Genomic DNA, 12,379 nt, shown 5'->3' with positions numbered 1-12,379 from the left:
GGCAAGGCCACGAGCAATGGCCTAATTTTCCCCGCGCGCCTTTCGTTTTCATGGAAGCCGCCCTGCGCCCGGCGCGTTCGGCCCTCATCATTCAAGGAGACAGGCAATGACTTCCGTTTTCGACCGCGACGATATCCAGTTCCAGGTAGTGGTCAACCACGAAGAGCAGTATTCCATCTGGCCCGACTACAAGGCGATCCCCAATGGCTGGCGCGCGGTGGGCAAGAGCGGCCTGAAGAAGGACTGCCTGGCCTACATCGACGAAGTCTGGACCGACATGCGGCCCCTGAGCCTGCGCCAGAAAATGGCCGAAGTCGCGGCGCAGTAAGGCGGTGTCGACCCTGAACCTGTTGTGCCTGCCGTATTCCGGTGCCAGTGCGATGGTCTACAGCCGCTGGCGGCGCAAGCTGCCGGCCTGGCTGCAGGTGCGCCCGGTGGAGCTGCCCGGGCGCGGCGCGCGCATGGCTGACCCGCTGCATACCGACCTGCGGGCCCTGGCCCGGCAGTTGGCCCATGAGCAGCGCGCCGTCACCCATGCGCCTTACGCCGTGCTCGGCCACAGCCTGGGGGCGCTGGTCGCCTTCGAGCTGGCCCATGAGTTGCGTGCACTCGGCTGCCCGCCGCCTGTGGCCTTGTTCGCCTGCGGCACCGCAGCGCCGACCCGGCGCGAGGATTACGCCGGTGGCAAATGGACCGAGCCGCGTGGCGATGCCGAATTGATCGCCGAATTGCGCAAGTTGGGTGGTACCTCCGAGGAGGTGCTGGCCAACGAAGAGCTCATGAGCCTGGCCTTGCCGATCGTGCAGGCGGATTTCCTGCTTTGCGGCCGTTATGCGTATGAGCAGCGCCTGCCATTGCAATGTCCCTTGCATGTATTCGCCGGCGAGAACGATCGCGCCAATGATGAACAATTGCAGGCCTGGGGGCGGGAGACGGTTGGCGAGTATTCGCTGGCGAAGTTTCCGGGAGGGCATTTCTTTATACATGAGCATGAAGATCGTGTGCTTGATGTGCTGTGCAGGACGTTGGAGCCATTGCGGCTTTGTGCGTGATGGACAGGGCGGTTTATAGAATTCTCTTACAGTTTGATAATTCTGCAGTGGCCTCATGCCTGGTTATCGGCGAGAGGCCTGACTGCATATAAGAACTTTCAACTCCCAATCCAAAACTTATTTTCTTGCTCTTGCTCTTGCTCTTGCTCTGCTTTTGCTTCTAAGTGCGCGATAGTTCAGGCGACACAAATTGCGACTTCAGGAGGCCGAACGGAGGTCTTGCGGAGGGAGGTGACGGGCATGGATGCCCGTCAAGCGCTGCGCCCCAGGATGGGGCGTTCAGCGCGGTCCTCCCGGGAGCAAGGCCGGAGTGAGGGGACCCCGGAGCGAAGCGTAGGGGCCGGATGAATGGAGCGAGGATTTTTTGGTTCCTTTTTGATCCTTCAAAAAGGGACCCGCCGTAAGGGCGGAAAGGTGATTATGCGTCACCATCGCAATTGAATGCGCATATAACTTTCGAGACGCACGCTGTGTAAGTCAAAGTCAAAGTCAAAGTCAATCGGCATCGGTTTTTATAGTTGTAAGCGCATTCATTTGCGATGTCGACGCACAGTCACCTTTTCGCCTTTACGGCGAGTTCCTTTTTGTCGTGGCAAAAAGGAACCAAAAACCGTGCGCTCCATTCATCCGGCCCTCCGCTTCGCTCCGGGTTCCCTCACTCCGGCCTTGCTCCCAGGAGGACCGCGCTGAACGCCCCATCCTGGGGCGCAGCGCTTGACGGGCATCCATGCCCGTCACCTCCCTCCGCAAGACCTGCGTTCGGCCTCCTGAAGTCGCGAAGTTACGGGCGGCGTCTGGGCTGACGCAGCTGTCGCTAGCTGGGTATGGCGCTAGACTCCTGATCGGCAACGGCAACGGCAACGGCAACGGCAACGGCAACGGTAACGGCAACTTGCCCAGGTGCTGCTTTGATTGACGTCATCCCGCGCCTGGGTAAGGCTAGCCTTTTTCCCAGGCATGAGGCTGACAATGCTGATCGATCCTCGCAAGGCCACGCTGTTGGTCGTCGATATCCAGGAAAAGCTCATCGGCGCGATGAGCGATCCTGAGGGCACGGCGGCCCGCGCCCGCTGGCTGCTGGCGGCAACCGCCGAACTCGAGCTGCCCACCGTGATCTCCGAGCAGTATCCCAAGGGTCTGGGCCACACCCTGGCCACCCTCAAGGCCGCGGCGCCAGCCGCTGAGATTGTCGAGAAAATGCACTTCTCCTGCGTCGCCGCCGAGTGCCTGCCGCCCAGCCTGCTGGCGCGCGAGCAGGTGATCGTCTGTGGCATGGAGACCCATGTCTGCGTGCTGCAGACCGTGCTCGGCCTGCTGGCCCTGGGCAAGCAGGTGTTCGTGGTCGAGGATGCCTGCGACAGCCGCACCCCGGCCAGCAAGGCGGCGGGCCTGGCGCGCATGCGCGATGCCGGGGCGCAGGTGGTCACCCGCGAGATGGTGCTGTTCGAATTGCTAGGAAGCTCCAGCCATCCGCTGTTCCGCCAGATCAGCAAGACCTACCTGGTGGGGGAGCAACCCTGAACGGGCGTCTGTTGGCCTTCGGGCTGCTGGCACTGGGCCTGCTGCAGGGCTGCGCGGGGCGCCGCGAAGAGGCGCCGGAGGCCGACCCGGCCAAGGTCCGCGCCCAGCTCATGCGCCTGCTGCCGGCCCAGGTCAAGGACCGCCAGGGTTGGGCCGAGGATATCCAGGTGGCCTTTCAGGCCCAGGACATCAGCCCGAGCAAGAGCAACCTGTGCGCCGTGCTGGCGGTGACCGAGCAGGAGTCCACCTTCAATGCCGACCCTCAAGTGCCAAACCTGGGCCGCATCGCCCGGGAAGAGATCGACCGCCGGGCGGCTCGGCTGCATGTGCCCCGGCTGCTGGTCGATGGCGCCCTGAGCACGCCTTCGGCCAACGGCAAGACCTACCAGCAACGCCTGCTCGCCGTGCGCAGTGAAAAGCAGTTGAGCGCCCTGTACGACGAGGTGATCGGTGGCCTGCCGCTGGGGCGTTCGCTGCTGGGCGGGCTGAACCCGGTGCGCACCGGCGGGCCGATGCAGGTCAGCGTGGATTTTGCCGAACAACACGCCAAAGGCTATCCCTACGACCACCCGGGCAGCATTCGCCAGGAAGTGTTCAGCCGCCGTGGCGGGATGTACTTCGGTATCGCCCATCTGCTGGGCTACCCCACCCATTACCCGCGCCAGCTGTACCGCTTCGCCGACTTCAACGCGGGTTGGTACGCCAGCCGCAACGCCGCGTTCCAGGCGGCGCTGAGCCGGGCCAGTGGGGTGCCGCTGGCGCTCGACGGCGACCTGATCGCCCCCGGTGCGATCATGCCCGGCACCACCGAGCAGGCGGCGCGCAAGCTGGGGGCGAAGCTGGGGCTGCGTAATCCGCAGATCAGGGCGCAGTTGGAGAAAGAGAACGACTTGGCGCTGGAGGAGACCGAGCTGTACCGCAAGGTCTTTGCCCTGGCTGAAGCAAAGGCCGGCAAGCCCTTGCCAAGGGCGGTGCTGCCGGGGATCGAGCTGAAAAGTCCGAAGATCACTCGCAAGCTGACCACGGCGTGGTTTGCCGGAAGGGTGGATGAGCGTTATCAGCGTTGCATGAAGCGTTGACGTGGTTCATGCAGGAGCGGCACCGCCGCTCCTGCAAAAGCTTCAACTGTTGCCAAGCGCCTTGACCACCTGCTCGACACTGGCCTTGAGCCCGGCGACGGTATCGTCCGCGTCGCTCTCCACCACCAGCAGCTTCGCCCCGGCGGCGGCGATCACTTCGGCTACCTTGGCATCTGGCTGGCGATGGTGCAGCACCAGCGCGACGTCCTGCGCCTTGAGGTTGTCTTCAAGCGCCTTGAGCGCCGCTTCATCCCACTTGTCGTCGGCCGGCAGCGCCTGCTCGACCACGTCCAGGTTCAGCCCGCTGGCCAGGTAGCCCAGGCGTTCGGACAGGCTGACTACGGTCAGGTTGTCGACCTCGGCCAGGCGCGTCTGGCTGTTGGCGGTCAGCTCCAGCATCTGCCGCTTGATGCCGGCCAGGTTGGCCTGGATCTTCGCTTTGTCCGCTGGCGAGAGGCGCTCCAGGTCATTGGCCACGACATCGGCCATGCGCCCCAGGTTGGTCGGGTTGAGCCACGGGTAGGCGGCGAAGGCTTCGTCGCCCTTGACCGCGATGCCGGGCAGGGCGCCGTCCACCGGGCGCGCGGCGTCGATCTCGACGATCCGGATGTTGCTGCGCCGGGCCATGGGGTAGAGCGGGTCGTCGCGCCAGATCGAGCGCACGCCGATCACCGCGTCGGCCTGTTGCGCCACCTTGTGCAGGCTGGCGCCGCCGCGGCCGCTGAAGTACGAGGGCTGGCGGCTGGCCGGAAGGTTGGCCGGTGCGGCGCGCTTGAGCTGCACCGAGGTGCCGTCGAGCAAGGCGCTGGCCAGGCTGTGGGTCACCGGCAGGGTGGTCAGTACGTCGGTGGCGCCCGCCAGCAGCGGCATGCCGCTCAGGGCCAGGGCCAGGGTGAGTTTCTTCAGGGTCATGCCGGGTTTCCTTGCAGGCGTGGGACGAGGGCGCGGGCCAGGGCGCAGAGGGCGAAGCAGATCCCGGCGACCAGGATGATCGCCGCGCCCGAGGGCACCGGCAGGTCGAAGACGATCGGCAGCAGGATGCCGAGCAACGTGCTCAGGGTGGCGATGATTACCGAGACGAAGAAGAAGCCCTTGAGCGACTGGCTGACCAGCCGCGCCGCCGCCGCCGGAATCACCAGCAGGGCGCCGACCAGGATCGCACCGATCACCTTGACCGAGGCCACCGTGACCAGGGTCACCAGCACCACGAACAGGTAGTCGAGGGTCTTCACCGCCACCCCGCGCACCGCCGCCAACTGCGGGTTGAAACTGGCCAGCATGATGCGGTTGTACAACGGCAGGGCCAGGGCCAGCACTAGCACCGCGACGATGCCCAGCACCAGCAGGTCGTGGGCGCTGACGGTGAGCACCGAGCCGAACAGCACGTTTTCGAGGATGTGCACGTTGATCTTGCCGGCCAGCATCAGCAACAGGCTCGCGCCCAGGGCCAGCGACACCGAGAGGAACACGCCGATCAGGGTGTCCGGCGACAGGCCGGTACGGTTGCGCAGGAAGTTGAGCAGGATGCCGAACAGCAGGCAGTAGCCGAACAGGCTGCCGTACGGGCCGGTGTAGGGCTCGCCGAGCAGGATGCCGATGGCTACTCCGGTGAGCGCCGCGTGGCCGACCGCCTCGGAGAAGAAGGCAAAGCGCTTGACCACCACCAGGGTGCCCAGGCCGCCGAGTACCGGGCCGATCATCAGGCCCGCCAACAGGGCGTTGACCACGAAGCCGTAGGCCAGTGCCTCCGGCAGATAGCCAGCCGTGGCCCAGTCCTGGACCAGCTGGCGCAAGGTTTCGAAACTCATCAGGCAAGGCTCTCGCTGCGCGGGTGAACGGAGAACAGCCCGAGCAGGCGCTCGGGAGTCAAGGCCTGGGCCGGCGGGGCGTCGAACAGCACCTGGCGGCTCAGCCCGGTGACGCGGTCGGCCAGGCGCAGCACCGCTTCGAGGTCGTGCTCGATCCACAGCACGGTGGTGCCGGCCTGGCGCCAGCCGTGCAGCAGTTGCTCGAACACCTGGATACCGGCCTCGTCGAGGGCCGACATCGGCTCGTCCAGCACCAGCAACTGCGGCTCGGGGATCAGCCCCTGGGCCAGCAGCACGCGCTGGCGCTCGCCGCCGGAGAGGGCGCCCATGCGCCGCTTGCGCTTGTCGAGCATGCCCACCCGTTGCAGCGCCGCGTCGATTTCCGGGCGCACGCGCCGCGACAGGCCGAGGAACGCCGGACGGCGCTGGCACATGGCGGCCATGAAGTCGTCCACGGTCATCGGCAGGCCGCGGTCGAACTCCAGGGCCTGGGGCACGTAGCCGATCACCTCGCGCTCGCCGGGCCAGTGCAGGGTCAGCTGGCCCTGGTGCGGCATCTGCCCGAGCAAGGTCTTGATCAGCGAGCTCTTGCCGCCGCCGTTGGGGCCGACAATGGCGTGCACGCTGCCCGGGGCGACACTGAAACGCACGTTTTCGAGGATGCGCGTGCGGCCGAGGGTGAGGTCGATGCCGTCGAACTCGATGCGCGGCCCGCAGGCGCTGGTGAAGTTGGCGGCTGCGGTCACGTGCGGTTCTCCTGGATGGCCTGGACCACGGTGTCGAGGTTGCGCTTCATCTCCACCTCGTACTTTTCCTTGGTGTAGTCGCCGTAGGAAATGTGGGTGAGCGGGTAGATGCGCACGCCGGACTCGCGGTGGATGGTGTCGACATAGGCCGAGGGGAAGTCCATCTCCGAGAAGATCACCTTCACGTCCAGCGCCTTGAGCTGGTCGATGGTCTTCTTCAACTGCGCCGGGCTCGGCTCGATGCCGTGGGCAGGCTCCACCACCGCGGTGACTTCCAGGCCGAAGTCGCGCACCAGGTAGTCGTAGGCGGCGTGAATGGTGGCCACGCGGAAGGTCGCGTCCGGCGCCTGGGTGACCTTGGCCAGGGCCTCGGCACGCAAGCCACGCAGGCGCTTGGCGTAGGCACGGGCGTTCTGCGTATAGAACTTGGCGTTGTCGGGGTCTAGCTTGCCCAGTTCGCGGGCGATGTTGTTGACCTGGGCGATGGTGGCGCTGATCGACAGGAAGGTGTGCGGGTTGACCACCTTGCCGGCGCCGCGGGCGGCGATGCCGGTGGCCGCCAGCAGGGGCACGTTGGCGTTGGACTCGATGGTCCTGATGTCGGGCTTTTCGCTGGCGGCGATCATGCGGTCGGCGAAGTCGTCGTGGCCGACGCCGTTGAGCACGATCACGTCGAGGCTGCCGATGCGCTTGATGTCCTCGGCGCGCGGCTCGTAGGCATGCGGGTTGAAGCCGGCCGGGATCAGCGGCACCACTTCGGCCTTGTCGCCGACAATGTTGCTCACGTAGCTGTAGTAGGGGTGCAGGGTGATGCCGATGCGCAGGGGCTTGCCGTTGTCGGCGAGGGCCAGGGCGGGCAGGGCGCAGGCCAGGAGCAGCGCCAGGGTGTGGCGGGCGAAGCGGAGCATGGGCAGGTCCTTAGTGACGGTGTTGGCGGGTGACCCCGGCGTCGTAGTGGGTGACGATCTGCTGCCAGCCGGCGGCGATCAGCGCATCGCTGTCCAGCGCGTCCGGGGGCAGGGCGGTGCTGTCGCGGCGCAGCCAGACATCCGGCTGGGCATCGCTGGCGGCTGGCAGGATCACCAGGAAGCTGCCGGCCACCTGGGCGTCCTGGCTGCGTCCCAGGTAGGCACCGTTGGCCAGCAACGACCACTGGTGGCTGCCGCGGCTCTGGCTGCTGGCGTCGCTGACGAAGGGTGGCAGCCCCTCGTCGGCCAGGGCTTGGGCATCCGGGGCGACGCCATTGTCCTCGCGCAGTGCGCGGATCTCCTCGACGGCCACCCACAGGTCGGTGTGGATGCCCTGTTCGGCGGCATTGAGGTCGCGGCGGGCGTCAAGCTGGTGGGCGGCGATGGCCTGTTCATCCTCGCGTTCGCCGCGCACGGCCACCACGCTTGCGGCCAGCACCACGATCAGCACGGCGGCCAGCAGCACGTAGAGGGTCTCGTGCCCGGCACCGGCCGGGCGCACCACCTGGGCGCGGCTCATGGCGCACCGATGTCGGCGTGGTCGACTTCCACCACGTGGCCGGGGCCGGCGTCGAACAGCACGTAGAACTCGCCGTCGGGGCGCTTGAAGGTCAGGGTCGAGTCATCGCCGAGCTTGCTCGCCACCAGCACTTGTTCGTCGTAGCCGATCACGTCCAGGGTCACCCCCGGTGCGCCGCTGCCGTCGGAGAAACCGCCCTTGCAGGTGATCTGCTCGCCGTGCTCGGTGCACTCGCACATGGGGTTGTGCGCCAGCGCCGGGGTGGCGGCCAGGGCCAAGAGGGGCAGGGCCAGCCTGCGCATCAGCTGTTTCATTTGTTGCCTCCTTGTTTTTCAAGCCAGGCCGCGGTGGCGGGGGATGCCTTGGCCAGCGGCACCGAGGCCTGGTACATCTTGCCGTCCCAGCCTTCGATGGTGATCCAGATGTCGGCGTCGGGGCGGGTGCGTGGCGGGATCGGCAGCGAGGTGCCCATGCGCGCCGGTGCGCCGAAGAAGATCGTGCCGGCGGCGCGCAGGCTGCGCGGCTTGCCCACCCGCAGGTAGATGGCCTTGGCGCCGTCGTTGCAGTTGCCGCAGGCGGCGTTGAAAGCCTTGAAGTAGCCGGCCGGGCCTTCGGCACGCGGGGCTTCGTCGCGCAGCTCGGCCAGGTCCAGGGTCCAGCGCCCGACCTGGACGTCCTGGATGATGTTGGCGCCCAGGCCGCTGTCGCCGCGGAACAGGCTGGCGTCGGCGAAGTACTTGGGCATGAAGCCCAGCGGCACGAGGATCAGCAGGATGTTCAGGTGAAAGCGCCATTTCAGCCACAGCTGCTTCAGGCCGCTGGGCGGCAGGGTGTCGGTCTGGCTCAAGAGTGGGCCTCCAGGGTGATTGGGCGCGCCGGGCGTTCGCCGCGCTTGAGGGCGGCGCGGGTGGCCTGGGCGGTGCGTTTGGTCCAGATCAGCAGGCCGCTGAACACCATCAGGGTCAGCACCAGGCCGAAGAAGAACCAGATCAGCTTGATCGCCAGGCCACCGAAGTCACCGGTGTGCAGCGGGCGCATGGATTCGGTGACGAACTCCAGGGCCGAGCGGTCGCCGAGCAGGAACTGGGCGTCGACGTTGCGCGTGTAGGGGTTGACCTCGGCGGTCTGGAACATCAGCGGGTACCAGCCGCGGCCGCCCATGCTGTAGTGGCTGTAGGCGGTGGCGGGCAGCGAGATGAAGCTGACATCCAGGCCCGGGACCGCCTGGGTGGCGATGCGCGCCGCCTCGTCCAGGTCGATGCGTGGCGCCGGGCTGCCGTCGGGGGTTTGCGGGACCTGCTGGCGGGCGATCACCGGCGTGACGGGCTCGCTGGAAATCGTCACGTGGTTGTCGCCGAGGATCGCCTGGATCAGGAACCAGGTGCCGGTGATGGAGATCACCGCGATGAACCAGATCGACCACACGCCGGCCAGGCGGTGCAGGTCGCCCCAGAAGATCCGCCGGCCATGGCCGGTGCGCACGGGCTTGAAGAAGCCGCGCCAGAATTTCTTGTACACCACCAGCCCGGTGACCAGCGAGGCGAGCATCGGCAGCCCGAGCAGCGACACCAGGTACCAGCCCCAGCTGTAGCCGTTGGTGAAGGGCACCAGCCACCAGCCGTGCAGGGCGCGGGTGAAGGCCTCGAAGTCGAAGTCCGGGCGCTGGCCCTGGATGGCCCCGCTGTACGGGTTGACGTAGAGCAGCGCGTGGGTGCCGTCGGCGCGGGTCACCGAGGCCTGCAGGGCGAAATGCGAACCGTCCGGCTGGCTGAAGAAACGCACCGCCAGGTCCGGTTCGGCCTTGTGCATCGCGTCGAGCACTTGCTGGTAGCTCAGGCGCTGGCTGTCGTCGTCGGGCTTGCTGGCGCGCACGTCGGCGTTGGCCAGCCAGACGATTTCCTGGCTGACCACCGCGAGCATGCCGGTGAAGCAGACGATCAGGACGAAGAACCAGATCGGCAGGGCAAGCCAGCTGTGCACCAGAAACCACAGCTTGGAATTGGATTTCTTTCTCGATTGTCGGGCCATCGGTCGGTCTTCTGCATAAAAAAATACGGTCGAGTCTGTGCTCAACCTGGAGGGCTGCATAAGTAAGGACGAATGAGAATCAGAAAGCTGCCAAAGCAAATGAAAGAAAATGTTTCAAGAACTGGACGTGACCTCCGTTGCAACCGGCTGCTTGGCCGTGCGCGCCTGCTTTTGGCTGCGCTTGAGCGCGTTGGCGGTGGCCAGGGCGGTACGTTTGCTCCAGATCAGCAGGCCGCTGAGCACCATCATGCTCAGCAGCAGGCCGAAGAAGAACCAGATCAGCTTGGTGGTCAGGCCGGCGAACTCGCCGGTGTGCAACGGGCGCATGGATTCGGTGACGATTTCAACCGCCTTGCGATCGCCCAGCAGGCGGCTGGCTTCCATCTTGCCGGTATAAGGGTTGATTTCGGCTTTCTGGTACACCAGTGGATACCAGCTCATGCCACCGATGCTCAGATGGGCATAGGCGTTGCTGGGGAAGCCGACGTAGTCGACGGTGAAGCCCGGGATTTCGCGCTGGGTGATCCTGACGGCCTCGTCCGGGCTGATCATCGGCGTCGGACTGCCGTCGGCGGTCAGTGGCACCGTCTCCCGTGCCACCACCGGCACGATGGGCTGGCTGGAGATGGCGATATGGTTGTCGGCGAGCAGGGCCTTGATCAGGAACCAGGTGCCGGTGATGGAAATCACCGCGATGAACCAGATCGACCAGATGCCGCTCAGGCGGTGGAAATCGCCCCAGAAGATCCGCGCGCCCTGATTGAACCGCAAGGTTGGCTTGAAGAAACCTTTCCAGAAACGTTTGTAGATCACCAGGCCGGTGACCAGCGAAGCCAGCATCGGCAGCCCGAGCAGTGACACCAGGTACCAGCCCCAGCTGTAGCCATTGGTGTGCGGCACCAGCCACCAGCCGTGCAGGGCGCGGGTGAATTCCTCGAAGTTGAACTGCGGGGGAACGCCCTGGATATGCCCGGTGTAGGGGTTGACGTAGACCCTCAGCGTGCGGCCGTCAGGGTAAGTGACATCCGACAGCATGGCGAAGTGTGACTCGCTCAGGGTCATCAGGCTGGCCACGGCGATGCCGGGCTCGTCGCGCTGCATGGCCACCAGCAGCTCGTCGTAGGACAACCGCCGGGCGTCATCCGAAGGCGGATTGGCGCGGGTTTCCGGATTGGCCAGCCAGACGATCTCCTTGCTGATCACCGCCAGGGTGCCGGTGACGCAGACGATGAGCACGAAGAACCAGATGGGCAGCGCCAGCCAGCTGTGCACGAGGAACCAGATTTTCGAGCGTGACTTTTTCGACATGGGTACACAGTGTCAATGGCGAGTTAAGGGGCGGATTGCCCGGCCGTATCAGAAAGAGACGCATGAGCAGGGCAAAACCTGATGGGTCAATTGCAAGCAAGTGTTTCCAGGTTGCCCTGCCTGTTGCTGCAGGTTCCTGCGCCGGGACTAATTTGCCTGCTTCCCGAAACGTCCCCCTATCACCGGATGCGAGCGTGCCCCTGGGCCGTCGCTCCCTTTTCCTTAGGTGTGTACAGGAGGCCCGTCATGGGTGTTGCTGTGGGATTTACAGTGCGTCCGCTCTTGCCGGAGCAGGGACGTTTGCCATTGCTGGTGGAGGCCGGTGACGACGACACCAGCCTGCTGGACGTGTTCGATGAGCTCAAGGCGCTGGTGGACGAGCACCTGTTGCGCGATGGCGGCATCCTGTTCCGCGGTTTCCGCCTGGAGGGCGCCGAACAGTTCCGTCAGTTCGCCGCCAGTTTCGGTCATCCGCTGCTCAACTACGAGTTCGGCTCCACGCCGCGCACCAACGTCACCCAGGGGGTCTACACCTCCACCGAGTATCCGGCGCACCAGCATATTCCGTTGCACAACGAGCAGGCGTACTCGCGCGATTGGCCGATGAAAATCTGGTTCTACAGCATGATCGCGGCAAAGTCCGGCGGCCAGACGCCGATTGCCGACAGTCGCGAGGTCTATCGCAGGGTGCCGGCGCACATTCGCGAGCGCTTCGTCAGCAAGGGCCTGATGTACGTGCGCAATTTTGGCAACGGGCTGGATGTGTCCTGGGAGGATGTGTTCAATACCGAGGATCCGCAGGAGGTCGAGGCCTACTGCAAGGCCCATGGCATCACCTGTGAATGGAAGGATGACGGTGAGCTGCGCACGCGCCAGGTATGCCAGGCGGTGGCCGAGCACCCGGCCACCGGCGACAAGGTCTGGTTCAACCAGGCGCACCTGTTCCATATTTCCAACCTGCCGCCCGAGGTGCGGGAAAGCCTGCTGGACATCGTCGACGAGGAAGACCTGCCGCGTAACGTCTACTACGGTGACGGTTCGCCCATCGAGGATGAGGTGCTCGACGAGATCCGTGCGGTGCTCGAGGACTGCAAGATCAGCTTCCTCTGGCAGGAAGGCGACGTGATGATGCTCGACAACATGCTCGCCGCCCATGCCCGCGCGCCGTTCGAAGGCCCGCGCAAGGTGATCGTGGCGATGGCCGAGGGGCACTCGCTGGACCAGGGTTGAGGGGGCGGGAGAGTTGCAGCGCCTGTGAGATCGAGCGCCGCCCGCACGGCGCTCGATCTCGCAGGCGCCGCCTCGCTCAAGCTAAATCATCCCCCCGCCCATTCGTTCTTGTTGATGCG

Annotated in this window: 14 protein-coding genes; 5 read left to right on the top strand and 9 right to left on the bottom strand. The window is 65.5% G+C overall.

What is annotated here, in order from left to right; genetic code table 11:
- Nucleotides 1–106: 106 nt before the first annotated feature.
- From ACZ9C1_RS08055 to ACZ9C1_RS08040, 4 genes are all read left to right on the top strand, one after another.
- Nucleotides 107–328 carry an MbtH family protein gene (locus ACZ9C1_RS08055; RefSeq protein WP_023632740.1) on the top strand — a complete coding sequence of 74 codons (222 nt, stop codon included), beginning with the start codon at nt 107–109 and terminating at the stop codon, nt 326–328.
- Between the two features lie 4 nt (nt 329–332).
- Nucleotides 333–1,052, top strand: coding sequence for a thioesterase II family protein (locus tag ACZ9C1_RS08050; RefSeq protein ID WP_277504713.1), 720 nt, complete (start codon nt 333–335; stop codon nt 1,050–1,052).
- Nucleotides 1,053–2,021: 969 nt separating this feature from the next.
- A complete protein-coding gene (locus ACZ9C1_RS08045) occupies nt 2,022–2,573 on the top strand; it encodes a hydrolase (protein WP_457377856.1) in 552 nt (183 codons plus the stop codon).
- Between the two features lie 8 nt (nt 2,574–2,581).
- Entirely contained in the window at nt 2,582–3,652 is a 1,071-nt protein-coding gene (locus tag ACZ9C1_RS08040) for a DUF1615 domain-containing protein (protein WP_476254566.1), read from the top strand.
- A 42-nt stretch (nt 3,653–3,694) separates the two neighbouring features.
- Here the strand turns inward: ACZ9C1_RS08040 and ACZ9C1_RS08035 are convergent, their stop codons facing one another.
- The 9 genes from ACZ9C1_RS08035 to ACZ9C1_RS07995 form a co-directional block, all read right to left on the bottom strand.
- On the bottom strand, nt 3,695–4,564 hold the full coding sequence (locus tag ACZ9C1_RS08035) for a metal ABC transporter substrate-binding protein (RefSeq protein WP_476253848.1): 870 nt from the start codon (nt 4,562–4,564) through the stop codon (nt 3,695–3,697).
- Nucleotides 4,561–5,460, bottom strand: coding sequence for a metal ABC transporter permease (locus tag ACZ9C1_RS08030; RefSeq protein ID WP_023633107.1), 900 nt, complete (start codon nt 5,458–5,460; stop codon nt 4,561–4,563). The genes ACZ9C1_RS08035 and ACZ9C1_RS08030 overlap by 4 nt, the downstream gene beginning before the upstream one ends.
- Entirely contained in the window at nt 5,460–6,206 is a 747-nt protein-coding gene (locus ACZ9C1_RS08025; RefSeq protein WP_110703810.1) for a metal ABC transporter ATP-binding protein, read from the bottom strand. Before ACZ9C1_RS08025 ends, ACZ9C1_RS08030 begins: the two co-directional genes overlap by 1 nt.
- Nucleotides 6,203–7,114 (bottom strand): metal ABC transporter substrate-binding protein, encoded by a 912-nt coding sequence (locus tag ACZ9C1_RS08020; RefSeq protein WP_198755755.1) that lies wholly within the window; start codon nt 7,112–7,114, stop codon nt 6,203–6,205. The genes ACZ9C1_RS08025 and ACZ9C1_RS08020 overlap by 4 nt, the downstream gene beginning before the upstream one ends.
- A 10-nt stretch (nt 7,115–7,124) precedes the next feature.
- The gene (locus ACZ9C1_RS08015; protein WP_111533129.1) at nt 7,125–7,694 is read right to left on the bottom strand and encodes a DUF6162 family protein; all 570 of its coding nucleotides are present in this window, start codon (nt 7,692–7,694) and stop codon (nt 7,125–7,127) included.
- Complete coding sequence (locus ACZ9C1_RS08010; protein WP_028692195.1) at nt 7,691–8,008, bottom strand: hypothetical protein; 318 nt, start codon at nt 8,006–8,008, stop codon at nt 7,691–7,693. The genes ACZ9C1_RS08015 and ACZ9C1_RS08010 overlap by 4 nt, the downstream gene beginning before the upstream one ends.
- Entirely contained in the window at nt 8,005–8,541 is a 537-nt protein-coding gene (locus ACZ9C1_RS08005) for a thiamine pyrophosphate-binding protein (protein ID WP_094012606.1), read from the bottom strand. The genes ACZ9C1_RS08010 and ACZ9C1_RS08005 overlap by 4 nt, the downstream gene beginning before the upstream one ends.
- The gene (locus ACZ9C1_RS08000; protein WP_277504697.1) at nt 8,538–9,722 is read right to left on the bottom strand and encodes a PepSY-associated TM helix domain-containing protein; all 1,185 of its coding nucleotides are present in this window, start codon (nt 9,720–9,722) and stop codon (nt 8,538–8,540) included. Before ACZ9C1_RS08000 ends, ACZ9C1_RS08005 begins: the two co-directional genes overlap by 4 nt.
- A gap of 114 nt (nt 9,723–9,836) precedes the next feature.
- Nucleotides 9,837–11,030, bottom strand: coding sequence for a PepSY-associated TM helix domain-containing protein (locus tag ACZ9C1_RS07995; protein WP_139670404.1), 1,194 nt, complete (start codon nt 11,028–11,030; stop codon nt 9,837–9,839).
- Nucleotides 11,031–11,276: 246 nt separating this feature from the next.
- Between ACZ9C1_RS07995 and ACZ9C1_RS07990 the strand changes: the two genes are divergently transcribed.
- Nucleotides 11,277–12,260, top strand: a complete 984-nt coding sequence (locus ACZ9C1_RS07990) for a TauD/TfdA family dioxygenase (RefSeq protein ID WP_457377858.1) — start codon at nt 11,277–11,279, stop codon at nt 12,258–12,260.
- Nucleotides 12,261–12,379: the final 119 nt, after the last annotated feature.

The sequence above is a fragment of the Pseudomonas sp. TE21435 genome (assembly GCF_056279265.1).
Note: the sequence above shows the minus strand (reverse complement) of the source record. Positions and strands in the feature narration are given on the sequence as shown.

Coding starts and splice junctions, on each gene's coding strand:
- ACZ9C1_RS08055 (WP_023632740.1), top strand. CDS start 107: ATGACTTCCGTTTTCGACCGCGACGATATCCAGTTCCAGGTAGTGGTC.
- ACZ9C1_RS08045 (WP_457377856.1), top strand. CDS start 2,022: ATGCTGATCGATCCTCGCAAGGCCACGCTGTTGGTCGTCGATATCCAG.
- ACZ9C1_RS08035 (WP_476253848.1), bottom strand. CDS start 4,564: ATGACCCTGAAGAAACTCACCCTGGCCCTGGCCCTGAGCGGCATGCCG.
- ACZ9C1_RS08030 (WP_023633107.1), bottom strand. CDS start 5,460: ATGAGTTTCGAAACCTTGCGCCAGCTGGTCCAGGACTGGGCCACGGCT.
- ACZ9C1_RS08020 (WP_198755755.1), bottom strand. CDS start 7,114: ATGCTCCGCTTCGCCCGCCACACCCTGGCGCTGCTCCTGGCCTGCGCC.
- ACZ9C1_RS08015 (WP_111533129.1), bottom strand. CDS start 7,694: ATGAGCCGCGCCCAGGTGGTGCGCCCGGCCGGTGCCGGGCACGAGACC.
- ACZ9C1_RS08010 (WP_028692195.1), bottom strand. CDS start 8,008: ATGAAACAGCTGATGCGCAGGCTGGCCCTGCCCCTCTTGGCCCTGGCC.
- ACZ9C1_RS08000 (WP_277504697.1), bottom strand. CDS start 9,722: ATGGCCCGACAATCGAGAAAGAAATCCAATTCCAAGCTGTGGTTTCTG.
- ACZ9C1_RS07995 (WP_139670404.1), bottom strand. CDS start 11,030: ATGTCGAAAAAGTCACGCTCGAAAATCTGGTTCCTCGTGCACAGCTGG.
- ACZ9C1_RS07990 (WP_457377858.1), top strand. CDS start 11,277: ATGGGTGTTGCTGTGGGATTTACAGTGCGTCCGCTCTTGCCGGAGCAG.